At 68.1% G+C, this 24,105-nt stretch carries 28 protein-coding genes; 15 read left to right on the forward strand and 13 right to left on the reverse strand.

From position 1 onward, the window contains the following. The first annotated feature begins 176 nt into the window (after nucleotides 1-176). From E3O23_RS00110 to E3O23_RS00120, 3 genes are all read left to right on the forward strand, one after another. On the forward strand, nucleotides 177-506 hold the full coding sequence (locus tag E3O23_RS00110; protein ID WP_134486539.1) for a DUF7882 family protein: 330 nt from the start codon (nucleotides 177-179) through the stop codon (nucleotides 504-506). Further along, a complete protein-coding gene (locus E3O23_RS00115) occupies nucleotides 503-769 on the forward strand; it encodes a hypothetical protein (protein ID WP_174776568.1) in 267 nt (88 codons plus the stop codon). Before E3O23_RS00110 ends, E3O23_RS00115 begins: the two co-directional genes overlap by 4 nt. Nucleotides 770-849: 80 nt before the next feature. Next, nucleotides 850-1,830, forward strand: a complete 981-nt coding sequence (locus E3O23_RS00120; RefSeq protein ID WP_134486542.1) for an o-succinylbenzoate synthase — start codon at nucleotides 850-852, stop codon at nucleotides 1,828-1,830. A 118-nt stretch (nucleotides 1,831-1,948) separates the two neighbouring features. On the opposite strand, the gene ccsB is transcribed toward E3O23_RS00120, so the two are convergent. Genes ccsB through E3O23_RS00145 form a run of 5 tightly spaced genes read right to left on the reverse strand, consistent with a single transcriptional unit; the run spans nucleotide 1,949 to nucleotide 6,645 of the window. Beyond that, complete coding sequence (gene ccsB, locus E3O23_RS00125; RefSeq protein ID WP_134486817.1) at nucleotides 1,949-2,938, reverse strand: c-type cytochrome biogenesis protein CcsB; 990 nt, start codon at nucleotides 2,936-2,938, stop codon at nucleotides 1,949-1,951. Between the two features lie 51 nt (nucleotides 2,939-2,989). Then, nucleotides 2,990-4,660 (reverse strand): cytochrome c biogenesis protein ResB, encoded by a 1,671-nt coding sequence (gene resB, locus E3O23_RS00130; RefSeq protein ID WP_134486544.1) that lies wholly within the window; start codon nucleotides 4,658-4,660, stop codon nucleotides 2,990-2,992. Then, a complete protein-coding gene (locus E3O23_RS00135; protein WP_134486547.1) occupies nucleotides 4,644-5,402 on the reverse strand; it encodes a cytochrome c biogenesis CcdA family protein in 759 nt (252 codons plus the stop codon). The genes resB and E3O23_RS00135 overlap by 17 nt, the downstream gene beginning before the upstream one ends. A 2-nt stretch (nucleotides 5,403-5,404) precedes the next feature. Further along, nucleotides 5,405-6,004 (reverse strand): TlpA family protein disulfide reductase, encoded by a 600-nt coding sequence (locus tag E3O23_RS00140; protein WP_134486550.1) that lies wholly within the window; start codon nucleotides 6,002-6,004, stop codon nucleotides 5,405-5,407. Next, nucleotides 6,001-6,645: a histidine phosphatase family protein gene (locus E3O23_RS00145; protein ID WP_134486553.1), complete on the reverse strand. Its 645-nt coding sequence runs from the start codon at nucleotides 6,643-6,645 to the stop codon at nucleotides 6,001-6,003. Before E3O23_RS00145 ends, E3O23_RS00140 begins: the two co-directional genes overlap by 4 nt. A gap of 80 nt (nucleotides 6,646-6,725) precedes the next feature. On the opposite strand from E3O23_RS00145, the gene aspS reads away from it, so the two are divergent. Beyond that, the gene (aspS, locus tag E3O23_RS00150) at nucleotides 6,726-8,039 is read left to right on the forward strand and encodes an aspartate--tRNA(Asn) ligase (protein WP_420897628.1); all 1,314 of its coding nucleotides are present in this window, start codon (nucleotides 6,726-6,728) and stop codon (nucleotides 8,037-8,039) included. A gap of 124 nt (nucleotides 8,040-8,163) precedes the next feature. Beyond that, on the forward strand, nucleotides 8,164-9,105 hold the full coding sequence (locus tag E3O23_RS00155) for a hypothetical protein (RefSeq protein WP_134486559.1): 942 nt from the start codon (nucleotides 8,164-8,166) through the stop codon (nucleotides 9,103-9,105). Nucleotides 9,106-9,174: 69 nt separating this feature from the next. Here the strand turns inward: E3O23_RS00155 and E3O23_RS00160 are convergent, their stop codons facing one another. From E3O23_RS00160 to E3O23_RS00180, 5 genes are all read right to left on the reverse strand, one after another. After that, a complete protein-coding gene (locus E3O23_RS00160; protein WP_134486562.1) occupies nucleotides 9,175-9,474 on the reverse strand; it encodes a Dabb family protein in 300 nt (99 codons plus the stop codon). Then, nucleotides 9,471-9,740 (reverse strand): glutaredoxin family protein, encoded by a 270-nt coding sequence (locus tag E3O23_RS00165; RefSeq protein ID WP_134486565.1) that lies wholly within the window; start codon nucleotides 9,738-9,740, stop codon nucleotides 9,471-9,473. The genes E3O23_RS00160 and E3O23_RS00165 overlap by 4 nt, the downstream gene beginning before the upstream one ends. Nucleotides 9,741-9,909: 169 nt before the next feature. Further along, nucleotides 9,910-10,008: a 30S ribosomal protein bS22 gene (locus tag E3O23_RS00170; RefSeq protein WP_003792170.1), complete on the reverse strand. Its 99-nt coding sequence runs from the start codon at nucleotides 10,006-10,008 to the stop codon at nucleotides 9,910-9,912. Between the two features lie 82 nt (nucleotides 10,009-10,090). Next, complete coding sequence (locus tag E3O23_RS00175) at nucleotides 10,091-10,285, reverse strand: helix-turn-helix domain-containing protein (RefSeq protein ID WP_134486568.1); 195 nt, start codon at nucleotides 10,283-10,285, stop codon at nucleotides 10,091-10,093. Between the two features lie 109 nt (nucleotides 10,286-10,394). Continuing rightward, nucleotides 10,395-10,838 carry an ArsR/SmtB family transcription factor gene (locus E3O23_RS00180; protein WP_134486571.1) on the reverse strand — a complete coding sequence of 148 codons (444 nt, stop codon included), beginning with the start codon at nucleotides 10,836-10,838 and terminating at the stop codon, nucleotides 10,395-10,397. Between the two features lie 75 nt (nucleotides 10,839-10,913). Between E3O23_RS00180 and E3O23_RS00185 the strand changes: the two genes are divergently transcribed. Both E3O23_RS00185 and E3O23_RS00190 read left to right on the forward strand, forming a co-directional pair. Further along, on the forward strand, nucleotides 10,914-12,356 hold the full coding sequence (locus tag E3O23_RS00185) for a TrkH family potassium uptake protein (RefSeq protein ID WP_420897626.1): 1,443 nt from the start codon (nucleotides 10,914-10,916) through the stop codon (nucleotides 12,354-12,356). Next, a complete protein-coding gene (locus tag E3O23_RS00190) occupies nucleotides 12,349-13,020 on the forward strand; it encodes a potassium channel family protein (RefSeq protein ID WP_134486577.1) in 672 nt (223 codons plus the stop codon). The genes E3O23_RS00185 and E3O23_RS00190 overlap by 8 nt, the downstream gene beginning before the upstream one ends. Nucleotides 13,021-13,138: 118 nt before the next feature. Here E3O23_RS00190 and proC read toward each other — a convergent pair whose 3' ends face one another. Further along, on the reverse strand, nucleotides 13,139-13,987 hold the full coding sequence (gene proC / locus E3O23_RS00195) for a pyrroline-5-carboxylate reductase (RefSeq protein ID WP_134486580.1): 849 nt from the start codon (nucleotides 13,985-13,987) through the stop codon (nucleotides 13,139-13,141). Nucleotides 13,988-14,058: 71 nt separating this feature from the next. Here proC and E3O23_RS00200 point away from each other — a divergent pair, with 71 nt between their 5' ends. After that, nucleotides 14,059-15,021 (forward strand): cation diffusion facilitator family transporter, encoded by a 963-nt coding sequence (locus E3O23_RS00200; protein WP_134486583.1) that lies wholly within the window; start codon nucleotides 14,059-14,061, stop codon nucleotides 15,019-15,021. Beyond that, complete coding sequence (locus E3O23_RS00205) at nucleotides 15,018-15,731, forward strand: glutamine amidotransferase (RefSeq protein ID WP_134486586.1); 714 nt, start codon at nucleotides 15,018-15,020, stop codon at nucleotides 15,729-15,731. Before E3O23_RS00200 ends, E3O23_RS00205 begins: the two co-directional genes overlap by 4 nt. Here E3O23_RS00205 and tadA read toward each other — a convergent pair. After that, nucleotides 15,688-16,167: a tRNA adenosine(34) deaminase TadA gene (gene tadA / locus E3O23_RS00210; protein ID WP_134486589.1), complete on the reverse strand. Its 480-nt coding sequence runs from the start codon at nucleotides 16,165-16,167 to the stop codon at nucleotides 15,688-15,690. The genes E3O23_RS00205 and tadA overlap by 44 nt on opposite strands. Nucleotides 16,168-16,199: 32 nt before the next feature. Here tadA and upp point away from each other — a divergent pair, with 32 nt between their 5' ends. From upp to E3O23_RS00225, 3 genes are all read left to right on the forward strand, one after another. Beyond that, nucleotides 16,200-16,832: a uracil phosphoribosyltransferase gene (gene upp / locus E3O23_RS00215; RefSeq protein WP_134486592.1), complete on the forward strand. Its 633-nt coding sequence runs from the start codon at nucleotides 16,200-16,202 to the stop codon at nucleotides 16,830-16,832. 501 nt (nucleotides 16,833-17,333) lie between these two features. Next, nucleotides 17,334-18,035 carry a winged helix-turn-helix domain-containing protein gene (locus tag E3O23_RS00220; protein ID WP_134486595.1) on the forward strand — a complete coding sequence of 234 codons (702 nt, stop codon included), beginning with the start codon at nucleotides 17,334-17,336 and terminating at the stop codon, nucleotides 18,033-18,035. A 352-nt stretch (nucleotides 18,036-18,387) separates the two neighbouring features. Next, nucleotides 18,388-18,837 (forward strand): MarR family winged helix-turn-helix transcriptional regulator, encoded by a 450-nt coding sequence (locus E3O23_RS00225; RefSeq protein ID WP_241983245.1) that lies wholly within the window; start codon nucleotides 18,388-18,390, stop codon nucleotides 18,835-18,837. A gap of 294 nt (nucleotides 18,838-19,131) precedes the next feature. Here E3O23_RS00225 and E3O23_RS00230 read toward each other — a convergent pair whose 3' ends face one another. Then, nucleotides 19,132-19,551: a DUF302 domain-containing protein gene (locus E3O23_RS00230; protein WP_134486598.1), complete on the reverse strand. Its 420-nt coding sequence runs from the start codon at nucleotides 19,549-19,551 to the stop codon at nucleotides 19,132-19,134. 104 nt (nucleotides 19,552-19,655) lie between these two features. Here E3O23_RS00230 and E3O23_RS00235 point away from each other — a divergent pair, with 104 nt between their 5' ends. The 3 genes from E3O23_RS00235 (at nucleotide 19,656) to E3O23_RS00245 (ending at nucleotide 24,096) form a co-directional block, all read left to right on the forward strand. Further along, nucleotides 19,656-19,847 carry a DUF1918 domain-containing protein gene (locus E3O23_RS00235; RefSeq protein ID WP_134486601.1) on the forward strand — a complete coding sequence of 64 codons (192 nt, stop codon included), beginning with the start codon at nucleotides 19,656-19,658 and terminating at the stop codon, nucleotides 19,845-19,847. Nucleotides 19,848-19,946: 99 nt separating this feature from the next. Further along, the gene (locus tag E3O23_RS00240) at nucleotides 19,947-21,176 is read left to right on the forward strand and encodes a GAF domain-containing protein (protein ID WP_134486604.1); all 1,230 of its coding nucleotides are present in this window, start codon (nucleotides 19,947-19,949) and stop codon (nucleotides 21,174-21,176) included. A gap of 361 nt (nucleotides 21,177-21,537) precedes the next feature. Then, nucleotides 21,538-24,096, forward strand: coding sequence for a hypothetical protein (locus E3O23_RS00245; protein WP_134486607.1), 2,559 nt, complete (start codon nucleotides 21,538-21,540; stop codon nucleotides 24,094-24,096). The last annotated feature ends 9 nt before the right edge of the window (nucleotides 24,097-24,105 follow it).

Genomic DNA, 24,105 nt, shown 5'->3' on the forward strand with positions numbered 1-24,105 from the left:
CCCTCGCCCGCCGCCGTTGCGACGTCATCTACGCCATGCTCCGCGACGGCACGCTCTATCAAGCCGAGCACCCACTCGCCGCTTGACAAAAACATAGGGCCCCCCCCCGAAATGAGCATGGTGGGCCGCTTCGAACCGAGGTAGTCTCGCAAGACGGGGGAACGGGGAGCGGTGCAATGGGCAAACTGACATACGACTCGACGCTCACTGCTGACTTCGACGATCGGATACTCGCGCACATCCAGGTGGTGATCGGCGCCAAGCTGCGCCGCGGCGAGTCGTTCTACTTCACGTGGAGGGACGACCCGCAGGGCGGCGGCGGCCGGAGCACGATCTGGCTGAATCCCGGCATCCCGATCGCGTACAAGTACTTCGGCGCTCGAACCCCGAGCCTCAATCGTGAGTGGATCGAAGCACTCATGTTCACCGCGAATTCCTCCGGTGGGCTGCAGATCGTTCCCGAGCCCCATCCGACGCCGACGACGCTGACGAAGGGGATGCCGTGAAACGGGTCGACATCGTCTACGGCGGCAAGCCGTACTCCCTCGGCGGTCGAACGGTCGCATCGATCCAGGAGGAGCTGGTCACGGCGCTGGCGGCGGGCCGGCCGTACTGGCTGCAGGTCAACAGCGGCGAGGGACGCGTCGAAGATGCCTATCTGTTGATTTCGCCCGGGATTCCGGTCGCCCTGGTCAACACGAAGCCGAACCACAACGGCGTCGACACCGGGCCCGAGCCGGACAACGCGTTCATGCGGGACGTTCTCTGACCCGACCAGGGCCGAGGACGGCTGGGGCCGGCGTCGCCCGGTTCCCGGGCTGATCCCCGCGCGGGTGCCAGACTGGGGGGATGCTGCCCTCACTGGACGAGTTGCTCGGCACGGCGCACGTGGTCGCCCTGCCCCTGATCACCCGGTTCCGGGGGCTGGAGAGTCGCGAGGCCCTGCTCCTTCGGGGCCCGCACGGCTGGACGGAGTTCTCGCCGTTCGCCGAATACGACGACGCCGAAGCGGCAGTGTGGCTCCGGGCGGCCATCGATTTCGGCTGGCACGAAACACCGGCGCTGCTGCGCACCAGCGTCCCGGTGAACGCCACGGTGCCCGCGGTCGCGCCCGAGGACGTGGCCGGCGTCCTCGCCCGCTTCCCCGGCTGCCGCACCGCGAAGGTGAAGGTCGCCTCCTCCGACCAGACCCTGGCCGATGACGTGGCGCGGGTCCGCGCCGTGCGTGCCGCGCTCGGGCCGGAGGGACGCATCCGCGTCGACGCGAACGGGCTCTGGAATGTGGATGAGGCCGAGCACGCCCTGCACGCCCTGGCCGGGTTCGACCTCGAGTACGTCGAGCAGCCCTGCGCGACCGTGGAGGAACTGGCTGAAATCCGGTTCCGGACGAGGTACATGGGGCTGCCGATCGCGGCGGACGAGAGCGTTCGCCGCGCCGAGGACCCGCTCGCGGTGGCGCGGGCCGGAGCCGCGGACATCCTGGTGGTCAAGGCCCAGCCGCTCGGCGGCATCCGCTCGGCCCTGGCGCTCACGGCGGAGGCGGGCCTGCCCGTCGTCGTCTCCAGCGCGCTGGACACCTCGATCGGCATCTCGATGGGCGCGCACCTCGCCGCGGCGATCCCGGAGCTGTCCTTCGACTGCGGCCTGGGGACGGCCGCGCTGCTGGCCGCGGATGTCACCGCCGAACCGCTCGTCCCCGTCCGCGGCCGCGTCGCCGTGCGCCGGGTCACGCCCGATGCAGCGCTGCTCGAGCGCCACGCGGCGGCCGCGGACCGTCGCGACTGGTGGCTGGAACGCCTCGCCCGCACCAGGGCGCTCCTGGCCGACTGACGCCAAGCTCGCCGAGGCCTGGACGCGGCTCAACTGAGTCGCGGACAAAGTACCTTCCCGAGCCAAATGAAGGTACTTTGTCCGCAACTCAGCGGCATCCTGATCGAGCTGGTCGAGATCAGAGGCCCGAGTAGGCGTGCAGGCCCTTGAAGAACACGTTCACGATGCCGAAGTTGAACATGACGGCGCTGAAACCGATGATCGCCAGCCACGCCGAGCGTGAGCCACGCCAGCCGCGGGTAGCCCTGGCGTGGATGTACCCGGCGTAGATGGTCCAGATGATGAAGGTCCAGACCTCCTTGGTGTCCCAGCCCCAGTACCGGCCCCAGGCCTTCTCGGCCCAGATCGAGCCGGCCATCAGGGTGAAGGTCCAGAGGATGAAGCCGATGATGTTGACCCGGTAGGCGAGGTTCTCCAGGGTCGCCGAGGACGGCAGCGTGGCCACGAACCGCAGCCGCGTCGCCCGGGCCTCGGCCACGAGGCTCTCTCGCCGGAACTGGAGCAGCTGCACGGCCGACAGGGCGAAGCCGAGCGCGAAGAACCCGGTGCCGAGCGAGGCGACGAAGACGTGGATGACGAGCCAGACCGACTGGAGCGCCGGCGGCAGCGGGGCGACCTCGACGTAGAACCGGAGGGCGGCGATCCCCAGCAGGATCAGCACCAGGCCGGTGACGAAGGTCCCGAGGAAGCGCAGGTCCGCCCGGGTCAGCACGATCAGGAACACGGTCACGATCAGGAGCGTCCCGGTCATCGCGAACTCGTACATGTTCGCCCAGGGGACCCGGCCGGCGGCCAGGCCGCGGAGCACGTCGGCGGCCAGGTGCAACGCCCAGGCGAGCACGGTCAGCGAGACGCCGACGCGGAGGCTGGCCGAGCGGCCGTAGGGGGTGGCCGCGTCATTGGCGATGCGTGTGCTGATGCGGGTCAGGGTGGTTGTGCCCCCTGACCCGGCCGCGGCAGATCCTGTGGCCTCGGCGGCGAGCCTCGCGCCGGCCTCCGCGCCGGCCCGCGTGCCGGCCTGCGCGGCATCCACCGCGGCATCCACCGCGGAGGAGCGCCGGGCCAGGTCGATCGCGAAGGCGATGAAGGCGAACGCGTACACGCCCATGGCCGAGTACAGGCTCAGGATCGAGAGCTCATTGAGATTCACTGTGCCAGCCTAAGTCTGATCGGGGGCGGGAGCGAGCGGGGCTGCCGGCAGCTGGGCGCCGTGGCGGTCGGCGAGGTCCGCCACCGCCGCCTCGAGGGCGGGGTCGTCACCGCGGGCGAGGCCGGCGTACTCGAGCCGCACCGACCCGTCGCCCTGCTCGATGGCCTTCACCCAGACGCGACGGCGCGGGATGAACAGGGAGGTGAGCAGCCCGAGCAGCACGAGGACCGCGAACAGGAGCACCCAGCCCTGGGTGGGGTCGTGGTGGATGTCGAAGGAGGCGAACCGCAGGACGGAGCCGGAGAAGTCGCCCTTCTTCGCGCCCGGGTTGGCGTCCTCGAAGGTGACCGAGCCGAGTCCGCCCGGAAGCTGCTGGGTCTCGCCTGGCTTGAGCTCGAGCGGCTTGACCGTGGTCGTGCGCGTGGCCAGGGCATCCATCTTGTCGGTGTCGAGCGAATAGACGGATGTCGGGACGCCTTCGTCGAGGCCGAGGTCGCCGGCGTAGACGTTCAGGGTCAGCAGCGGGTATTCGAGATCCGGGAAGGAGGAGAAGTAGGCGCCGGACTGCGCCTCCGCCTGGGTCGGGTAGAAGAACCCGATCATGCCGACCTGCTTCTTCAGCCCGTCCGGAACCTTCACCACCCCGAGGGAGGTTAGGTTCGCGTCCTGGGGCAGGAAGGGAATCGAATCGGTGAAGACCACCGTGCCGTCGGGGTCCTTCACCGTGATGGTCGGCGCGTAGCCGTTGCCGAGCAGGTAGACGTCGGTGCCGCCGGTGCGGAGCGGCCCGTTCACCTTCACGGCGCCGGGCTTCGCGGCCTCGCCCCTGGGAGTGACCGTGACGTCGGCGGTGAAGTCGAGCGCCTGGCCGAAGGCCTTGAGGTTCTTCGTCTCGTAGGCGACGTCGAAGTCGTCGAGCTTGAGCTTGTAGGGGTCGAGGCTCGCGTCGTCGAAGAAGCGGCCGGGATTGAACGAGTCGTAGGCGAGCAGGGTGTTCACGAAGGTCTGGCCCTCGACGAGCACACGCTGGCCGCTGAAACCGAATCCGCTGCCGAAGCCGACGGTGATCAGGATGCCCACCAGCGCCGAGTGGAAGACGAGGTTGCCGGTCTCGCGCAGGTAGCCGCGCTCGGCCGAGACGGAGACCTCCGGGCCGTTGTCGAAGCGGGCGACCCGGTAGCCGCCCGCCTTGAGGAGGCCGCTGGCGGATTCGATCGCCGCCTGGGCATCCGTGCCCGCCGGAGCGTCGCGAGCGGTGAAGCCGGACAGGCGGGCCAGCCGCGCCGGCGTCTTCGGCGGCTTGGCCCGGAGCGCCTGCAGGTGGTGCTTCGTGCGCGGGATCACGCAGCCGATCAGGGAGACGAAGAGCAGCAGGTAGATCGCGGAGAACCAGGCCGAGGAATACACGTCGAAGGCCTGGATGGAGTCGAGGGCCGGCGCGAGGTCGGGGTTGTTGGCGAAGTACTGGGTGACGCCGTTGGGGTCGGAGCTGCGCTGCGGCACGAGCGACCCGGGGACGGCGGCGATCGCCAGCAGCAGGAGCAGGAACAGTGCCGTGCGCATGCTGGTGAGCTGGCGCCAGAACCAGCGCAGCCAGCCGGCCGAGCCGAGGCGCGGCTGGGTGACGGCGTCGCCGGAGCCTGCCGGGCGGGAATCGTAATGGTCAGATGGCCGGGACAAAGTTGCCAATCACCCCTTGCAGGTCGAGGAGCCAGGCGTTCCAGACGCCGCTGACCATGAGCAGGCCAATGAGAATGAGCAGGGCGCCACCCATCAGGTTGATCGCCCGGATGTGCCGCTTGAGGAAGGCCACGGCCCCGGTCGCCCAGCTGAGGCCGAGGGCGATCAGCAGGAACGGGATGCCGAGGCCGAGCGCGTAGAAGAGGGCCAGCAGGCCGCCCTGCCAGGGTGACCCGGAGCTCAGGCTGAGCGAGTTGATCGCCGTCAGCGTCGGCCCGGTGCACGGTGTCCAGCCGATCGCGAACACCGCGCCCAGCACCGGCGCGCCGGCAAGCCCCATCCGCGGACGCCACGAGGACTTGACCGTGCGCTGCATCACCCCGAACTGGCCGATGAAGACGAGGCCGAGCAGGATGACGATGACGCCGGCGACGCGGGTGATCAGGTCGCGGTATTGGTTCAGCCAGAATCCGGCCGCGCCGAACATCACGCCGGTGAGCACGAAGACCAGCGTGAAGCCGAGGATGAAGAGGCCGACACCGGCGAGCAGCCGGTTCCGGCCGCGGTGGTCCGCCCTGGCCGGCGTGCGGCCGTCGGTGAACCCGCCGATGTAGGCGAGGTAGCCGGGCACGAGCGGGAGGATGCACGGCGACGCGAAGGAGACCAGGCCGGCCAGCACGGCGATCGGGATCGCGATGAACAGTTGGCCGCTGAAGACGAGTTCCCCGAACGGATCACCCACGCCTAGTTGTCCTCGGCGATCGTGTCGCGGATCAGGGTCTTCAGGATCGACGGCGACGACACCCGGCCCAGGATCCGCGCGGCCACCCGGCCGGAGCTGTCCAGGACCAGGGTCGTGGGCACGGCATTGGGCGGGATGCTCCCGCTGAACGCGAGCTGCATGCCGCCGTCGGCGACGTCCATCACCGAGGGATAGGTGATGCCGTAGTTCTCGTTGAACGCGATCGCGTTGGCGGGCCGGTCGCGCACGTTGACGCCGAGGAACGCGGCGCCCTTCCCGTCGAAGGCCTCGCTGAGCGTCTGCAGGTCGGGGGCCTCGGCCCGGCAGGGAGCACAGCTGGCGTACCAGAAATTGAGGACGACGACCTCGTCGGCGTAGTCGGTCGACGAGACGGTCTCACCGTTTTCGGTGGTCCCGCTCCAGGTCACGGCGTCGCCGCGCTTGGCCGCGGGGATCTCGGTCCAGCTGCCGTCCCCGGCGATGAACCCCTTGCTGCTGCCCTCGCGGTACTGCTCGGCCAGCGGGTCGGACGAGCATCCGGCGAGCAGGGCGGACAGGGCCGCGGCGGTGGCGAGCGCGGTCAGGAGGCGGCGGCGGCTCATACCGCCCCGACATCCGTGGCCAGCACCTGGAGGTGCCCGGCCGGGTTGGCGTAGCCGACCTCGACGAAGCCCTCGCCGCGCCAGGAGAGGGTGGTGATGCTCGAGAGCTCGCAGCGGCGTTTGCGCGGGTCGTGGGCCAGGCGTTCCCCGGCGAGCGCGCGGTGCACCATCCAGATCGGCAGCTGGTGGCTGACGAGCACGACGTCGCCGCCGTCGACCGAGTTCCAGGCGTCGTCGACCGCGGCGAGCATCCGGGCGGCGATCGAGCGGAACGGTTCCCCCCAGCTCGGGCGGAGCGGGTTGGCCAGCGACGGCCAGTTGCGGGGGTCGCGGAGCGCGCCGCCGGGACCGGTCAGCCGGGTGCCTTCGAAGCGGTTCTTCGGCTCGATCAGCTGGTCGTCGGTGCTGACCGGGAGGTTGAACAGGGCGGCGATCGGTTCGGCCGATTCCAGCGTGCGCTGCAGCGGCGAGGAGACGATCCGCACGACCGGGCGACCCCGGTCGACGAGGTCGGCCGCGGCCGCCTCGGCCATCTTCCGGCCCAGCGGGGACAGTCCAAACCCCGGCAGCCTGCCGTAAAGGACGCGCTCGGGGTTGAAAACCTCACCGTGCCGCACGAGATGTACCTGGCTAGCTACCACGTGCTCCAGTCTACGGAGGGCCCGGCCGCGAATTCGCCGAGAGCCCGTGCGGCTAAACTTGGCGGGTGACTGCGCGCATATTGATCAAGAACCTGTCCGCCCTCGATGACGGCCCCGTTTCGGTGTCCGGATGGGTCGAGACGGTGCGCGACCAGAAGAAGGTGCAGTTCGTCGTGCTCCGCGACGAGTCCGGCGCCGTGCAGCTGGTCAACCCGCGCAACTCGGATGCCGACGGCGTCGTCATCGCCGACGAGCCCGCCACGAGCATCTCCTCGCTCTCGCAGGGCAGCTTCGTCACCGTGACCGGCCAGCTCAAGCACGACGAACGCGTCAAGCTCGGCGGCATCGAGATCAAGCTGGCCGGCCTGGAGATCGTCACCCTGGCCATCCCGGAGACGCCGATCGCGGCGGACTCCAGCCTCGACAAGCGGATGGACTGGCGCTTCCTCGACCTGCGCAACCAGAAGCAGAACCTCATCTTCCGGATCCAGACCACGTTCGAGCACGCCCTGCGCACGTACTGGATCGAGAACGACTTCATCGAACTGCACACCCCGAAGCTCATGGCCAGCGCCAGCGAGTCCAGCGCCGAGCTGTTCGAGGTCGAGTACTTCGACACCAAGGCCTACCTGGCGCAGAGCCCGCAGTTCTTCAAGCAGATGGCGCAGTCCGCCGGCTTCGGCAAGATGTTCGAGGTCGGGCCGGCGTTCCGCGCCGACCCGTCGTTCACCAGCCGCCACGCCACCGAGTTCACCAGCATCGACTCGGAGATCAGCTGGATCGACAGCCACGAAGACGTCATGGCGCTGCACGAGGACCTGCTCGTCGCCGCGTTCACCGCGGTCAGGGCGAAGCACGGAGACGAGGTCAAGGCCCTCTTCAACGTCGAGGTGACCGTGCCGACCAAGCCGTTCCCGCGCATCCCGCTCGCCGAGGCGAAGGAGATCGTCAAGCAGCACGGCTACGAGGTTCCGCGCGACGACGACGACATGGATCCAGAGGGCGAGCGCCGCATCGCCGCGTACGTCAAGGAGACCTACGGCCACGAGTTCGTCTTCCTCACCGACTACGCCTCGAGCATCCGGCCGTTCTACCACATGCGCCACGAGGGCGATGCGAGCCTGACGAACAGCTACGACCTGATCTTCAACGGCACCGAGATCTCCACCGGCGCCCAGCGCGAGCACCGCATCGACGTGCTCGTCGAGCAGGCCAAGGAGAAGGGCCTCGACCCGGAGGAGCTCGGCGAGTACCTCGACTTCTTCCGCTACGGCGTGCCGACCCACGGCGGTTTCGGCATGGGCCTCGCCCGGGTGCTGATGCTCATGCTGCACCAGGCCAGCATCCGCGAGGTCACCTACCTGTTCCGCGGCCCCACCCGTCTCGTTCCCTAGCCCGTCCCCCCGCGAAACCGCAGTTGTGCACGTTATGCGCGTGTTCTAGCGCGCACAACTGCGGTTTCGCGGCGGGCTGTGGACAGGTTCGGCGCGCGCGGACGGAAAAAGGCATCATGTCCGGGTGCGAAACCGAACGATCCTCCCAGTCCCGCTCCGCGGACGCGCGTTCCTGACCACGGATGTCCCGCCGGAAACCCTCGGGCGAGGCCGGCTGCTCGCCCCCGATGTGCAGCGACCATCCCGCGGCGTGCGCGCGATCGACCTCGACTTCACGGCCATCCACGGCCGGTGCGAGGGCTACCTGCCGCGGATGCCCGCCGGCCAGGCGTTCAGCCACGTCACGGCGGCGCAGCTCTACCTGATCCCCCTCCCGCCGTTCCTCGCCGGCGACCAGACCATTCACGTTGCCGTGAACGAGCGCCGGCAACCGCCGCGGGTCGTCGGCGTGGTCGGGCATGCGCTCGGCGGAATCGAGGCCGCGTTCCGGGAACACCACGGGTTTGTGGTGACCGACCCGGTATCCACCTGGTGCCAGCTATCCACCCTGCTCACGCTCTACGACCTCATTGCCGCCGGCGACTTCCTCGTCTCCGGACGGGTCACCGACGCCGGCCGCGAGCCCCCGCTGGCCACGATCGCCGAGCTGCGGGCCGGTGTGCTGCGGCACTCCGGCCGACGCGGCGCGAAGAACCTGAGGGAGGCGATCGGCAGGGTGCGCACCGGCGTGGATTCGCGCCCGGAGACGTGGCTGAGGCTCATCCTCGTCGATGATGGCTTGCCTGAACCGGTCGTCAACGAGGCCGTGTTCGACGGCGACGGGCGGCGCCTCGGGAAACCCGACCTCGCCTATCCGTGGGCTCGCCTCCTGTTCGAGTACGAAGGCGACGGGCACCGGGTCAGCAAGGAGCGCTTTCGCGGGGACATCACGAGGCGCGAGACCTTCGAGGCCGACCGGTGGCGGGTCATCCGGGTGGTCCCCGACGACGTTTTCACGAACCGGCGGGCGTTCCTCAACCGCGTGCGGCGCGTCCTCGCCCAGCAGACCCCCGCGAAACCGCAGTAGTGCGCGCTAAAACACGCGAATAACGCGCACAAGTGCGGTTTCGCGGAGGGGGGAAGGGGAGGAAGGGGGCTAGAAGTTCAGGTCGACGGCCATGCGGGCCGAGACGACCGAGCGGATGTAGGCGCCCACCTTCTGGTGTTCGGGGTGCGCCTGGTAGCGGGCGACCGCGTCCATGTCGTCGAAGTCGGCGATCAGCACGACGTCCCAGTTGTCGCCACCGGCGACATCCGCGCCGACGGTGAGTGAGCGGATGTCGTCGACCACGCCCACCAGGGACTCGAGCCCGGCGATGATCCGGGCCGCGTGCTCGGCCTTCTCGGCCGGGTCGGTCGAGGCGAGCCGCCAGGAGACGACGTGCCGGATGCTCATCGCACCTCCAGCAGGGCCGTACGCAGGCGCAGGGGGTCGATCCGCCAGTAGTTGTGGACCTTGCCGTTGATCAGAAGCACCGGGATCTCCTCGACGTACTGCTCGTGAAGCCCGGCGTCGTCGAGGATCGACAACTCCTCGAGCACGATCTCGGGGGCCGAAGGATGGCCGGCGACCTTCTGCACGACGCTGTCGATGAGGTCCCGGGCGTCGTCGCAGAGGTGACAGCCGGGCTTGCCGATCAGGGTGAGGAGTGCGGTAGCCATTCCTCCAGCCTAGGCGGGCCGGCTGGGAGCTCGCTCCCCGAACCGGTTCCAGGGGACGAACCAGGCTCATCCGCTCACTGCTCCGCCTCCCACAAGGCCGCGCTGCGGGCAGCAAAAAGCGCCAGGCCCCAGGGGCCTGACGCTCACGCCAGTACGGCCAGAGGCCGTCCTACTTCTTATTGCGACGCTGGTGGCGAGTCTTACGAAGCAGCTTGCGGTGCTTCTTCTTCGCCATGCGCTTGCGTCGCTTCTTAATTACAGAACCCACACGGACCTCACAAGTATTTGGTTGAGCCGCGGATCTGCGACCGACACGAAAACACCATTCTAACCGGAAAAAGCAGGCGCTCCTACGCAGAGTCCGCGACGGGCCGTTCGATGGCCGCCCGGGCGGCAGACTCGGGCACGCGAAAGGAGCGCCCGAAGCGGATCGCCGGGAGCTCCCCGGAGTGAACGAGCCGGTACACCGTCATCTTCGACACGCGCATCATCGCGGCGACCTCAGCCACCGTGAGGAAGCGCACCTCGGACAAGTCCTGTGCCATTCGCGTGAACCCTTTGTGAATCCCGGCGAGTCAACTCTGAGAGCACCGGGTGTTACGGGTGTTACCCGCGTGCCTGACGGTAACTCTAGGCGCAAGCGTGAGCGGTCGTCTAGTCGTTTTTCCGCCACTTTTTGGAGGTGGCGTCCTTCACCGCGTGGCTCATCTGGAACGACGTGTCGGCGAAGGCCTTGCCGATGGCGGCGGCGAACGCGCGCTGCTCGGACTTCAGGCCGGCCTCGGCGTCGATTTCCTCGGCGGTCACGTCGAAGTCAACGCTGAGGAACGGGATCAGCCAGTCCTCGATCTCCTCGAGCGGCGCGTAGTCGAGGTGGTAGAAGCGATGCTGGCCCTCTTCGCGCACGCCCACGAGGCCCGCTTCGCGCAGGACCTTGAGGTGCTTCGAGATCGTCGGCTGGCTCAGGCCGAGCCGGCTCACGATGTCCGAGACGCTGAGTTCCCCCACCGCGTCGGCCGACTGGTTGTAGCGCTCCAGAAGAATATGCAGGATGTCGCGCCTGGTCGAGTCCGCCACCACGTCGAAGATGTTTGCCATGACCCAAGATTAGTCACTCGCCCTGCCGGTACGATGACATATCGTCGCCGGCCACAACGGAAGCGGGAGCCACAGGTGCCATTCGTCTCTTCCGAGACTCGTTTCCCAGCGCCGAACTCGTCGTGGTACGCCCGGGGCCGGGATCTCGTCGACGACCTGGTGCGCAAGTCGCCCTCGAGATTCGCGATTCTCGTCTTCACCGCCCTCGTTCTGCTCTTCACCGTTCTCTTCTCGCTCCCGATCGCCTCGTCGACATCGACGATCACGCCGCTGCACGACGCGCTGTTCACCGCCGTCTCGGTGATCTGCGTCACCGGCCTCTCCACCGTCGACATGGCGACGCACTGGTCGCCGTTCGGCAACATCCTCGTCGTCGTCGGGGTCAACATCGGCGGCGTCGGCGTGCTCACCCTCGCGTCGATCATGGGCATGGTCATCTCCCGCCGGCTCGGGCTCCGGGCCAAGCTGCTCGCCGCGAGCGACTCGAACCCCTCCCGCATCCACGCCGGACCGATCAACGAGGGCCAGGCGGTGCGGCTCGGCGAGGTCGGCAGCCTGCTCGCCACGGTGGCCATCAGCACCCTGGTGATCGAGGCGGTGGTCACCGCGATCCTGTTCCCGCGGATGCTGCTCGACGGGGTCCCCCTGGGCGAGGCCGCCTGGCACAGCGTCTACTACGCCGCGATGGCGTTCACGAACACCGGCTTCAGCCCGAACGCCGGGGGCCTCGACCAGTTCGCGAACGACTACTGGCTCCTCGGCGGGCTGATGCTCGGCGTGTTCCTCGGAAGCCTCGGCTTCCCCGTGATCTACGCGTTCGCGCGCGGCTGGCTGAGCCCCCGGCGCTGGTCGCTGCACGTCAAACTGACCCTCGTGACGACGTTCATCCTCCTGGTCGCGGGCATGATCGTCTACATCGTGCTCGAATTCGACAACCCGAAGACGTTCGGTTCGCTGAACGCCGGGGACACGATCTTCCAGTCGCTGTTCATGTCGGTGATGACGAGGTCGGGCGGGTTCGCCACGATCACGGTGAGCGACCTGCACGGGTCGAGCCTGCTGGTGAGCGACATGCTGATGTTCATCGGCGGCGGCTCGGCCTCCACCGCCGGCGGCATCAAGGTCACCACCCTTGCGATCCTGTTCCTGGCCGCCTTCGCCGAGGCGCGCGGACGGGCGCAGATGGAGGCCTTCGGCCGCAGGATCCCGGCGGACATCCTGCGCCTGGCCGTCAGCGTCGTGCTCTGGGGGGCAACCACGGTGGCGGTGTCCAGCATCCTCATCCTGCAGATCTCGAAGCAACCCTTCGACCTGGTGCTCTTCGACGTCATCTCAGCGTTCGCGACCTGCGGGCTGTCCACCGGCCTCACCCAGGACCTGCCGCCCGCCGGCGTCTACGTGATGGCGGCGACCATGTTCATGGGCCGGGTTGGTACAGTGACTCTCGCGGCGGCGCTGGCCGCGAGCCAGAGCAGGCAGTTGTTCAAGCGCCCGGAGGAAAGGCCCATCGTTGGTTGACCGGATCAAACACCACGCACCCGTCCTTGTCATCGGCCTCGGTCGATTCGGGGCGGCGACGGCAGGAAAGCTCGACCGCCTCGGCCGGGAGGTGCTGGCCGTCGACGACAACGAAGCGCTCGTGCAGAAGTGGGCCGAACGAGTCACCCACGCGGTCCAGGCGGACGCCAAGTCGATCGACGCGCTCCGGCAGATCGGCGCGCAGGACTTCACCGTTGCGGTCTGCGCGGTCGGGTCATCCGTCGAGGCCAGCGTGCTGATCGTGGCCAACCTTGTCGACCTGAAGATCCCGCAGATCTGGGCGAAGGCGATCTCCCAGTCGCACGGCAAAATCCTCGAGCGCATCGGCGCCAACCACGTGATCTACCCGGAGGCGGAGGCCGGCGAGCGCGTCGCCCACCTCGTCTCCGGCCGGATGCTCGACTTCATCGAGTTCGACGACGACTTCGCGCTGGTTAAAATGTACCCGCCGAAGCCCATCCGCGGGCTCAACCTCACCGACTCGGGCGTGCGGACCACGCACAAGGTGACCGTCGTGGGCGTGAAGAGCCCGGGCCGCCCGTTCACCTACGCGACGGCGGAGACCGTGGTGACGGACGAGGACCTGATCATCGTGGCCGGCACCGAGGGCGACATCGAACGGTTCGCGGCGCTCGGCTCCTAGCTGCCGGACCGGGGATTTCGAGCTGCGCAGGTGCTGCGCCGTTGCGCGGGTGGCGCAACTCCCGCCCAGCGGCGCACTACCGGCGCATCGTTCCTTGCCAACGTTTGAGAGACGCGGGTCAGGACGCCGCCAGCTCGCGGGCCCGGGCGAGCGCGGCATCCGTGGCCGTGTCGAAGAGAGCCTTGAGGCCGCCCTTTTCGAGCTCCCAGACCGCCCGCTCGGTGGTGCCGTTGGGGCTGGTCACCTGGCGGCGCAGTTCCCCGGGGGTCTTGTCCGAGACAGCGAGGAGGGAGCTCGCGCCGAGGAACGTTCCGTTGACCATCGTCGCCGCTTCTTCCGGCGTGAAGCCCTTGTCGATCGCCGTGGCCGTGAGCTGCTCGATCAGGTAGAAGACGTACGCCGGCCCGGATCCGGAAATGGTGCTGAGCGCGTCGAGCTTCTCCTCCGGCACGACGAGCACGTCGCCGACCGTGTCGAACAGGGCCGTGGCGAGCGCGAGGTCCTCGGCGCTCGAGCGGGTGCCGGCGCTGAGCCCGGTGACCGCCTGGCCGACGATGGCCGGCGTGTTCGGCATGGATCGGATGACGTGCACCGAATCGGGCAGCAGCGACTCGAAGGTGGCGATGGTCACGCCCGCGGCCACGCTGATGACGAGCGTCCCGGGCTCGAGGCTGCCGGCGATCTCGGTGAGCAGGCGCGGCACCATGCCGGGCTTCACCGCGACGACGACGATGCGGGCGCCGGCGACCGCCTTGAGGTTGGCGTCGGGGTCGACCTCGGTGGCGAAGGCCGTGACGCCCTCCACACCGCCCAGTTCGTCGGCCTTCGCGGTGGTCCGGTTGGTGGCGCGGATGCCGCCCTCCACCGTCACACTCGGCTTGAGCAGCCCCGCCAGGACCGCCCGGGCCATCGAGCCGGCACCGAGGAAGGCGATTGCGGGGAGCGTGGTCGAGTCTGGGGAAGTCATCCTTCGAGTCTACTTTTCCGGGCACCGCTGGGCGACGGCCGCGCGATCGGCAAGCGTCCTAGGATGTTTGCATGAGCGCATCCGGTGGAAACAAGGCAATCGTGGCGGCACTCCTGGCCAACCTGGGCATCGCGATCACCAAGTTCGTGGCCTGGGCCTTCTCCGGCTCATCCTCGATGCTCGCCGAGGCCGTGCACTCCCTGGCCGACTCCGGAAACCAGCTGCTGCTGCTCCTTGGCGGCCGCAAGGCGAAGAAGGATGCCACCGCGGTGCATCCGTTCGGCTACGGCCGGGAACGCTACGTGTACGCCTTCGTCGTGTCGATCGTGCTCTTCTCGATCGGTGGCGTCTTCTCCCTCTATGAGGGGTTCAACAAGCTGCAGCACCCGCATCCGCTCGAGGTGCCGTGGCTGCCGATCGTCGTGCTCCTCGTGGCGATGGTGCTCGAAGGCTTCTCCCTCCGCACGGCCGTCAAAGAGTCCAACCACGTGCGCGGCACGCAGTCCTGGGTGCAGTTCGTGCGGCACGCCAAGGCCCCGGAGCTGCCCGTCGTGCTGCTCGAAGACCTCGCCGCCCTCGCCGGCCTTGTGTTCGCCTTCCTCGGCGTCAGCCTGACGATCCTCACCGGCGACCCGATCTGGGACGCCGTCGGCACGCTCGCCATCGGCGCGCTCCTCGTGATGGTGGCCATCATCCTGGGCGTGGAAACCAAGAGCCTGCTGGTCGGCGAGGGCGCGGGCACCACGGATGTCGCCGACATCGAACAAGCGATCCTGGCCGGCCCGGAGACCAGGCGCATCATCCACATGAAGACGCTCTACCTCGGCCCGGACGAGCTGCTGGTCGCGGCCAAGCTGGCCTTCGACTCCGGCAGCCGGTTCTCCGAGGTGGCCATCGCCATCAACACGATCGAAACCCGCATCCGCAAGGCCGTGCCGATCGCCCGGGCGATCTACCTGGAGCCGGACGTCTACGTCGACCCGAACCTCGTCAACCCGCCCACCGACGCGATCGTGATCAAGGGACTCGAGTGAGCCGCACCGCCCTGGTGCTCAGGCACGACGACACGATCCATCTCGGCAACCTGGCGCCGGTGCTGCGTGAGCACGGCTACGACGTGCGCCACGTCGACACGCTCCAGGACGATGTCCGCGGGATCGACGCGCTGGCGGCCGACCTCGTCGTCGTCCTCGGCGGGGACATGGGCGTGAACGACGCCGATCGGTTCCCCGCCCTCCGCGACGAGGTCGAGCTGCTGGCCGGCCGTCTGGGCGCCGGGCGGCCCGTCTTCGGCGTGTGCCTCGGCGCGCAGCTGATGGCCAGCGCCCTCGGCTCGGCGGTCTATGCCGGTCCGACGAACGAAATCGGCTTCCGCACGGTCGAGCCGACCGAGGCCGGCGCGGCATCTCCACTCCGCCATATCGCCGGCGTGCCGGTGATGCAGTGGCACAGCGACACCTTCGACCTGCCCGAGGGCGTGACCCGGCTGGCCGGTTCGCCCCAGTACGGCAATGAGGCATTCGGGATCGGCAACTGGGCCCTGGCCGTGCAGTTCCACCCGGAGGTCACCGACGAGATGCACGAGCAGTGGCTGGCCGCCTCCGCGCCAGAGCTGCTGGCCGAGGGCGTCGACGCCGACGACCTGCGCCGGGAGCGAGCGCGCTACTCGGCGGCCATGCAGGACGCGTCGCGCGCCATGTTCAGCGAGTGGCTCGACGGGCTGGATCCTCAAAGAACTCCCTGAGGAGGTCCCCGCACTCCTCGGCATCCACCTGGGGGTACACCTCCACCCGGTGGTTGAGCCGCCGGTCGCGCAGCACGTCGTACACCGACCCGGAGGCGCCCGCCTTCTCGTCCCAGGCCCCGAAGACCACAACGGGGACGCGCGCGGCGACGATCGCGCCCGCACACATCACGCAGGGCTCGAGCGTCACCACGAGGGTGCATCCGGTGAGGCGCCAGTCACCGGTGGCCGCCGCCGCCTGACGGATGGCCACGATCTCGGCGTGCGCGGTCGGGTCCTGCAGGAGCTCGCGCTCGTTGCGCCCGGTCCCGATGACCTGTCCGTCGGTATCCAGGACGATCGCGCCGACCGGGACATCGCCCGTGGCGAGCGCCGCGCGGGCCTCGGCGAGGGCCAGCCGCATCCACTCAACGTGCCGGCCGCTCTGCTGCCCCATGCGGAACCTCTCTCAACTAGTAGATTGAGCCTATGCGAGTCCACGTTGCCGACCACCCTCTCATCACCCACAAGCTCACGGTGCTCCGCGACAAAAACACCCCGTCGCCCCTGTTCCGGGCGCTGGTCGAGGAGCTGATGACCCTCCTCGCCTATGAGGGGACCCGGGGCGTGCGCGTGGAAGGGGTGACCGTGCAGACTCCGGTCGCCGAGGCCCGCGGGGTGAAGATCAGCGACCCCAAGCCGCTCGTCGTGCCGATCCTGCGCGCCGGGCTCGGCATGCTCGAGGGAATGGTGAAGCTGCTGCCCACGGCCGAAGTCGGATTCCTCGGGATGGCCCGCAACGAGGAGACCCTCCAGCCGACGACCTACGCCGAGCGGCTGCCGGACGACCTCTCCGACCGCCAGTGCTTCGTGCTGGACCCCATGCTCGCCACCGGCGGGTCGCTGATCGCCGCGATCGACTTCCTCTTCGACCGCGGCGCGGTGGATGTCACGGCCATCTGCATCCTCGCCGCCCCCGAGGGACTCGCAGCGGTGGAGAAGGCCCTCGCCGGCCGCGAGGTGACCATCGTGCTCGGCGCCGTGGATGACCACCTCAACGAACTCGGCTACATCGTGCCGGGCCTCGGCGACGCCGGCGACCGCCTCTACGGCCTGGTCTAGCCCCACCGAGCTCCGCAGGACCTGCGACGGGCGACACGCCCTGCGGGTCGAACTTCGAGAATCTTTGATGAAATTCGTTTTCGTCGAGGAATCTTTGACGAATCGGGAATTCGTGCTGGATCCTCCGCCCGCCCACGGAGCCCGGTGGACGTGATGCGCGTCACACCGGGTCATCCCGCGTCACTGAATTGACACACGGCGTCACAGTCGGCTTTACTCGACTTTATGACAACCAACGTGCTCCCCCTGACCTCCTCCGAGGCCCCTGGGACTGCCGGCATGATGATGCCCGGCAGCGACGCCGTCATGTGTTGCCGAATGTCCCGCTGACACGCGACCCCCTCGCCGAGTTCCCGCCGCGCTGAATCTCGCCGGCCGAGCGAACTCCCCCGGAGCCTCGACGCTTCCGCATCCCGGCCATCGGCCGCACACTTCCGAACCCATTTCACGCGACTGACGCGTCGGGTTTGCCGCATCATCATCACAAAGGACCTTGATCCCATGTCACTCGCACACATCGACACCGCCCGTTCCGCCCACACCGCCCACGTCGTCCGCCAGGACATCGCCCCGGCGGCACCGCGCATCCGGGCCGTGCCCGACGGCACCCAGGCTCGGGGGTTCGTCCTCTACGTCGGCATCGACGAGGCGAAGGCCGCGGCCGCCGGAACCAGCCTGCACCGCATCGTCGAGGCCCTCAAGGCCCTGACGGCCGGCCTCGCCCCCACGGCCGAGACCTACGCGGCCGTCGCCATCGCCCCGGAGGGCGCCGGCGGCCGCGACGTCGACGTCGTGCGCCTCGCCCTGCAGGACCCCGCGGCACTCGCCAAGCACCGCGCCCCCGCCGAGGACCCGGACCGCGCGCCCGGCGGCGTGGTGGTCGACATCTCCCGCAAGCGCGTCATCCTCGACAACGAGACGGCGGCGCTCACCTACAAGGAATTCGAGCTGCTGCAGTACCTGGTGCTGCGCGAGGGTCGCACGATCGAGCGCGCGGAGCTGATTTCCTCGCTCTGGTCGGCCACCGACGACGAGGACGCCCCGAACGAACGCACGATCGACGTGCACGTTCGCCGCCTCCGCGCGAAGCTCGGCCGCTACGAGGACATCGTGCGCACCGTCCGCGGCGCCGGTTACCGTTTCGACCGCCACGCGGATGTCTCCATCCGCCAGGCAAGCACGCCCAGCCCCGACGTTTTCTGAAGCGGGTCCACCCACGCGGTCGCACGCTTTGCCTGATTGCGCCGTTAACGTGAATGCGCCCTGAACGTGGCTGCGCCCTGAACGTGGCTGCGCCCTGAACGTGGCTGCGCCATTAACGTGATTGAGGGCCGGTCGCCGAAGCGACCGACCCTCTTCCCTTGCACCAAGAGTGTCCTGCAATCACATTTCGCGCCATCCGCCACAGCAAACGTTTGACGCTCTCTGAATATATAACGAACGGGTAACGAGCGCCAGAGATCGGCCCGATATTCTCCGAAGAGTTTTCGTGCACCGCCTGCATCGACATTCGCCGCGCAGTCCCTATTCTTAGAGATCAGGGATAGGAGTCCGGGTGGCCGATCGAGCCGTGGCAGTCAGCGCGTGGGAAGCCCTCTTTCGCGCCCAGGTCGCCATCATGCGCGGGCTCGCCGCCGACTTCCCCTCACGCGACATCTCGTTCAACGAGTACGACGTCATGTTCACGCTGTCGACGTGCCCCGAGTGGCGCCTCCGGCTGCGCGACCTCAACAGGCATGTGCTGCTGACCCAGCCGAGCGTGAGCCGCCTGGTCGACCGACTCGTGTCCCGGGGCTATCTCCGCAAGCTGGGCGACCCGGAAGACCGCCGGGGCGCGATCGTGGAGCTGACGACGGCGGGGTTTGAGGTGTTCCGCCGGGTGGCGGCCCTGCATATGAACTCGATCACCGAGCACGTTGGCGACGCGCTCAGCGAAGACGAGCTGAAACAGCTCACCGAGCTATGCGATCGCCTGAGAACCGGCATCACCCGGGATCACGGCTGACCCGGCGGGTTGCGGCACCTGTGCTGACGGCGCACTGTTGACGGCGCACTGTTGACGCTGGAGCGAGGGCCCTACCCCTCGCCCCAGCGAGGCAAGCCCTTGCGGGAATGCCTATCTCACCCGGACGACCCGAACTGATGCCCGGGGAGAAGCTACGGTTCAACGATCAGCCGGGCGGCCGTCGATGACGGCACGCGATGGAGCGTTCAAGCGCAGTACAGATTCTTAAGGATAGCTCACGTCCGACTGGGCGCGAGCCGACGGGCCGGATGCGCCGGCCCAAGAGTGGAGCGTTTAGCACCCCTCAGCCGCTTCCACCGCGGCCAGCGCGGCGCCAAGCCTGGCGCCCACCTCGTCGGCGATGGCCTGCATCCCGGGCCGGCCGCTCAGCTGCACCATGGTGGCCGGATCAATCGCCTGGACCAGGGTTTCCGAGGAGCCGCGGCCGCGGCGCACGACCACGTTGCACGGCAGCAGGACGCCCATGTCGGGGTCCGCCGCGATGGCCCGCTGCGCCAGGGGAGGGTTGCACGCGCCCAGGATCAGGTAGTCGCCCACCGATTCGCCGGCCTCCGCGCCGAGCTTGGCGGTGAAGGTCGCCGAGACGTCGATCTCGGTCAGGATCCCGAAGCCCTGCGCGCCCAGGGATTCCTTCACCAGCCCAACCGTTTCGGCGAAGGGGCGGCTGAGCGAGATCGTGTTGGCGTAGGTCATCGCTCAAGAATATACCCCAGCGGGTATTTTGGGAAGAGTCGGTGCCGGATCCCCTGTGCCGGACTCGCGTCCGGGCGTACCCTTACGGCCAGGAGGTGGGTGCGATGCACGCAGCACAAGGGGACCGGATCATCATCCGCGGTAAGAGTGTGGAAACGCCGGATCGTCACGGCGAAATCATCGAGGTCCGAGGAGTGGACGGCGCGCCGCCCTACCTCGTCCGCTTCAGCGAGGGGCACGAGAGCGTGGTCTTTCCTGGCTCGGATTTCGTGATCGAACACGCGGCATCCGATTAGGCCGTGGCCCAGTAGAGTGAGCGCAGAGGCGCCCTCGCTGGGGGCGGTGTCACGGCGACGTCTCTGCCCGGTCTGTTCAGGTGGCGTCAGGGGGGTATCGTGCGGGGACTGGCGCGGTGGGTGAGCCTGCCGATCATGAAGGCCTACGTCGCCGCGCAATCGCCCGCCTATCGGGACATCCCCCGACCCACGGATGCGCCCCAGGCGCACTCCCCCGGAACCGACAGCGACCGCATCCTGCTCTTCGGCAGCGGCCCGGCGCTCGGCTGGGGCGTCCTCAGCCACGACCTCGCCCTGCCGGGAGCCCTGGCCCGGGCGATCTCGACCCGGTCCGGGCGCGGCGTCGACGTCGACCTTGCCGCCAGCCCCTCGGCCTCCCTGGGCACCGCGCCCCGTGAGCTGGCCGCGCTTCGCCTCTGGCGCTTCGACGCCATCGTCATCACGCTCGGCGCCCGGGACGCCCTCAACCTGACCTCGCTGCGGGTCTGGCGGAGGGAGCTGACCGCGCTGCTGCGCCTGGTGGAACGGGAGTCCTCGCGGTCCACGCAAATCTTCCTGCTCGGCAACCAGCCCGTTCGCTCCATCCCGGTCTTCGCCTCCGCGCTCGGCGCGGTGGGCGCCAGGCACGGTGTCGCGCTGGATCGGGTGGCGGCGGAGATCTGCCAGGCCCTGCCCCGGACGACCTTCATCGCCATGACGGCCGCGGCCCACGGCGAACCCGGCCGCTTCCGCTCGGCCACCGACTATCGCAACTGGGCGGAGCTCCTGGCCAACTCGATGACCGCTCCCCTGGACGCGGAGCACCTCGCGGTCGACGGCGCCGCACCGGCAGACGTCCCGAAGGACGCCCGGGTGCTCGAGGAGGCCCGCCAGCGCGCCGTCGACGGGCTGGGCATCCTGGACACGGATCCCGAAGAGCGGTTCACGCGCATCGTCGCGCTGGCCCAGCGCTCGTTCGGCACGCGGTGGGCGGCGTTCACGGTGACCGACCATGACCGGCAGTGGGACAAGGCGAACGTCGGCCCGCTTCCGCAGGAAATCCCCCGGAGCAATTCGTTCTCCGACGTGACCATTCGGGACCCGGGGCCGCTGGTCGTGGCGGACGCCATGACCGACCCGCAATTCCGAGACAATCCGCTCGTGGTCGGGGAACCGTACATCCGCTTCTACGCCGGATTCCCGGTGGAATCGCCCTCCGGCGAGCGGATCGGGGCACTGTGCGTGTTCGATCCGATGCCCCGCCCGGCCGGGGAAATCGACCTGGTGCTGCTCCGTGAGCTCGCCCTCGCCGTCCAGGGCGAGCTTCGGCGCGGGGCGCCGGTCCTCTGACGCGGAGTGTTTCACCGGTCCGGCACTGGTGCTTGCTTTGCCCAAACCCTGGGGCTTGACGGCGGTGGACAGGCCGAGGACGCTAATGGAGGTGTCCTCACATTCCCCGTATTACCGGCGGCCTGCGCGACAGCTGAACTGGTCCAGCGACCAGTTCTCATCCGACGGCACTCGTGTTGACCTCTCAAACGTTCGACTTCCTGCGTACGGCCCGGGAGACCGGGTGCCGCAGGCGCGCGCGCTGTTCGACGCGCGCGCTGCAGCCATCGTGAGCGCCGGGGTTGCGGTCAATGGCACCGGGCCACAGGGTCCGGTGAGAGTCTGGCCCGTCGTCGCCCTTCCCCCGGGCCCAGAAGTTCCGATGTTCCAGGATCGCGACCTGCTCGAACTCAAGTGGTACACCGGCAAGTCAGAGCCCGTTCTCCACCCGACGGCCAAGTCACTGACGGCTCTCGCCTACCTCGACTACTTTCCCACCGCCCATGAAACCGGAGTCGGGCTGCGATCCATCGTGTCGGGCGCTGTGCTCGGAGCAAAGACCGGATGGTGTGGCACCTTCGGCCCGGGAGTCGCCGACATAGTGGGCCTGCTCGAAGGTGGTTTCGAGGGCAACTACGACATGACGCAGATGCACCTGCTCGCCATGGCTTACTCCTACTACCCGGACCTCTCACCGGATGCCCGCGAACGCCTCATCGTGCTCCTCCTTGCGCGGGGGCGGATGAAGCGCCCCGAGCTCCTCGACACATTCACGAGCGGAATACCCCCGGACGACTGGGACCTCGCCGGCCACGTGGGTCTGCTTGAAAAGAGCATCAACATCGGTGAGACCGAGAACCACATCCTGATGATCGCCACCGCACGATACCTGACCAATCAACTGCTCTTCCAGCGCGACGGCACGGTCGAGCACGATAACCGCCGCAACTCCAATTCGGCGGGACAAACCTGCCTGTCCATCCTGCTTTCACTCTTTCGGCGCATCCTTCAGTGCGACTTCTCGGAATACAACGCCAAGCCGTACCAGACGGAGAGCAGGTGGGCTCTCGTCAATCTGTGCACGTATGCCTACGATCACGAAGTGCGACTGGGGGCACGCATGGTGCTCGATTACGTCGCTGCCCATATCGCCGTGTCGAGTAACGATTTAAGGCGCATGGTGCCGTTCCGGCGTCTCAACGAAGGGCTCAACGTCGACACCGACGAGGGCGGAACAATGACGATAGGCCTGCTCGAGCAGGGCGACTTTCGTCGTGGAGCCGACCCGATGAGCACGTATTTTGCCCTGCAGGCCGGCAACACGCGCGCGTACGAGTCCATTGACGGCACGACGTGCGGCTGGCCGAAGGGTGACAGCAAGCTCGCCATCGAAGCACTCAGCGATTACCGGTTGCCTGCACCAATCCATGATCTCTTTGTCAACGACCTGCACCGCAGGTACTTCCAGAGGCTGCACAGGACGCCCCGGAAACGCGAACAGGGCGATGGGCGCAACAGCGACGAGATGGAGATTTACGCGGGATCACCCAGCTACCTGATAACGGCCGGCGGCAGTCCGAGCGGCTATGCGATCGATCCTGACATCGCCGGCAAGGCCCAACCCGACGGTCAACGCCAACAGCTGGGGGTAGCGGTCACGACATCCTTCATGCCCACCGGCGCCGGCGGCGGCGCGTACCCCGAGGGTTATGCCAGTTCCATCATCCAGTTCTCTTCATTTGCCGAGCTCGGAATCGAGAAGGACAAGGTGCTCGGAGTGAAGGTCCCGCTCTGGCACCTGAAGGACGATCCCGCTCGGAACTATGGCGTCGCCCCGGACTTCGCCTGCGGGCACCGCGTGTATTGGCCCTCGTGGGTGGAGGCCGCGACAGACAGCCAGATTGAAAAGAGGGTCCCCGAGGTCGCGGGGAGCGGATTTCGCTTCGTGAACCGCAGCTCATCCCCCGGGCAACCGGGTGGCCCCGGATTCTTCCTGGCCACTTTCGAAGCGGCCAACGGCTTCGCACTTCTCGAGGCCCTCGACACCTGGCTCCACCCGGGGGTCACACTGGAGGCGTTTGCTGCAGACGTTGTACGTCGCAACCCCGCCATAGAACTGCGCGACAACGAGCCCTTCACCTACACGACGCGGAACGGCAACCGGCTTGACGTAGTCATCTGGAGCAAGCGACAAACCCGCGGCTTCAACCGAGGATCGATCTTCGGTGCGCAGATTTTCCCCATCAGCTACGGCAATGGAGACCCTCTGGATGCGGTGGGCGATGCCGGCAAGCCCCAGCAAGGACTGCTGCACGGCACGATCATGAACAGCCCGCGTGATGCGGTGGTCGAGATAGCCAATTCTTTTCGCAGGACCACGATCACGCTGGATATGACGGATGCCGCGCATCCGCGACGCACGTCCGAGACCGGCGAGGTTGAGATCGCCGGTCCCGACAGCGAGGTGTGGCTCGACTTCGAATGGAAGGGGAAGTCCGAGGGAGACGTTTGCCGACCGTTCAATTCGCTGGCAGCAGCGATTGCAGCCGTGCGGGATGCCGGCACGGTGCGGCTGGTACCGGGCGCGACGACGGAGCGCAGCACCCTCGGCGCGGGCGGCAAACGCGTCAACCTCATCGCCCCGATTGGCGGAGTGGTGCTCGGTGGCGCGACCACCGAGCATCCGCCCACGGCCAACGAGGGCAGCACGGTTGATGTGCGAGAAGCGGATGTTTGGGTTCAGTTCGACTTGCCCGACACGGCCCTCGACGGGCCAGTCAACACCCTGACCCAGGCTGCCGCAGCCGTGCCTGACGGCGCTGTCGTGTGGATCGTGCCGGGTATCGGAGGCGACAGGCCCACTCTCGGCGCCTCCCACAAGCGATTCTCGATCCGTGCGCCTCTCGGCGGTGTCGTGATCGGCCGCGGCATTTGGGCCTAAAGCACAGCA

Origin of the sequence: Cryobacterium tagatosivorans, from assembly GCF_004402215.1 — a bacterium.
Taxonomy (GTDB): Bacteria; Actinomycetota; Actinomycetes; order Actinomycetales; family Microbacteriaceae; genus Cryobacterium; species Cryobacterium tagatosivorans.

What these genes read in the sequence shown, in the direction of transcription:
- E3O23_RS00235 (WP_134486601.1), top strand. Translation starts at nt 19,656, where the DNA reads ATGCACGCAGCACAAGGGGACCGGATCATCATCCGCGGTAAGAGTGTG.
- ccsB (WP_134486817.1), bottom strand. Translation starts at nt 2,938, where the DNA reads ATGGGCGTGTACGCGTTCGCCTTCATCGCCTTCGCGATCGACCTGGCC.
- E3O23_RS00245 (WP_134486607.1), top strand. Translation starts at nt 21,538, where the DNA reads ATGTTCCAGGATCGCGACCTGCTCGAACTCAAGTGGTACACCGGCAAG.
- E3O23_RS00230 (WP_134486598.1), bottom strand. Translation starts at nt 19,551, where the DNA reads ATGACCTACGCCAACACGATCTCGCTCAGCCGCCCCTTCGCCGAAACG.
- E3O23_RS00140 (WP_134486550.1), bottom strand. Translation starts at nt 6,004, where the DNA reads ATGAGCCGCCGCCGCCTCCTGACCGCGCTCGCCACCGCCGCGGCCCTG.
- E3O23_RS00220 (WP_134486595.1), top strand. Translation starts at nt 17,334, where the DNA reads ATGTCACTCGCACACATCGACACCGCCCGTTCCGCCCACACCGCCCAC.
- E3O23_RS00200 (WP_134486583.1), top strand. Translation starts at nt 14,059, where the DNA reads ATGAGCGCATCCGGTGGAAACAAGGCAATCGTGGCGGCACTCCTGGCC.
- E3O23_RS00120 (WP_134486542.1), top strand. Translation starts at nt 850, where the DNA reads ATGCTGCCCTCACTGGACGAGTTGCTCGGCACGGCGCACGTGGTCGCC.
- proC (WP_134486580.1), bottom strand. Translation starts at nt 13,987, where the DNA reads ATGACTTCCCCAGACTCGACCACGCTCCCCGCAATCGCCTTCCTCGGT.
- E3O23_RS00110 (WP_134486539.1), top strand. Translation starts at nt 177, where the DNA reads ATGGGCAAACTGACATACGACTCGACGCTCACTGCTGACTTCGACGAT.
- tadA (WP_134486589.1), bottom strand. Translation starts at nt 16,167, where the DNA reads ATGGGGCAGCAGAGCGGCCGGCACGTTGAGTGGATGCGGCTGGCCCTC.
- E3O23_RS00175 (WP_134486568.1), bottom strand. Translation starts at nt 10,285, where the DNA reads ATGGCACAGGACTTGTCCGAGGTGCGCTTCCTCACGGTGGCTGAGGTC.
- E3O23_RS00180 (WP_134486571.1), bottom strand. Translation starts at nt 10,838, where the DNA reads ATGGCAAACATCTTCGACGTGGTGGCGGACTCGACCAGGCGCGACATC.
- E3O23_RS00160 (WP_134486562.1), bottom strand. Translation starts at nt 9,474, where the DNA reads ATGAGCATCCGGCACGTCGTCTCCTGGCGGCTCGCCTCGACCGACCCG.
- upp (WP_134486592.1), top strand. Translation starts at nt 16,200, where the DNA reads ATGCGAGTCCACGTTGCCGACCACCCTCTCATCACCCACAAGCTCACG.
- E3O23_RS00165 (WP_134486565.1), bottom strand. Translation starts at nt 9,740, where the DNA reads ATGGCTACCGCACTCCTCACCCTGATCGGCAAGCCCGGCTGTCACCTC.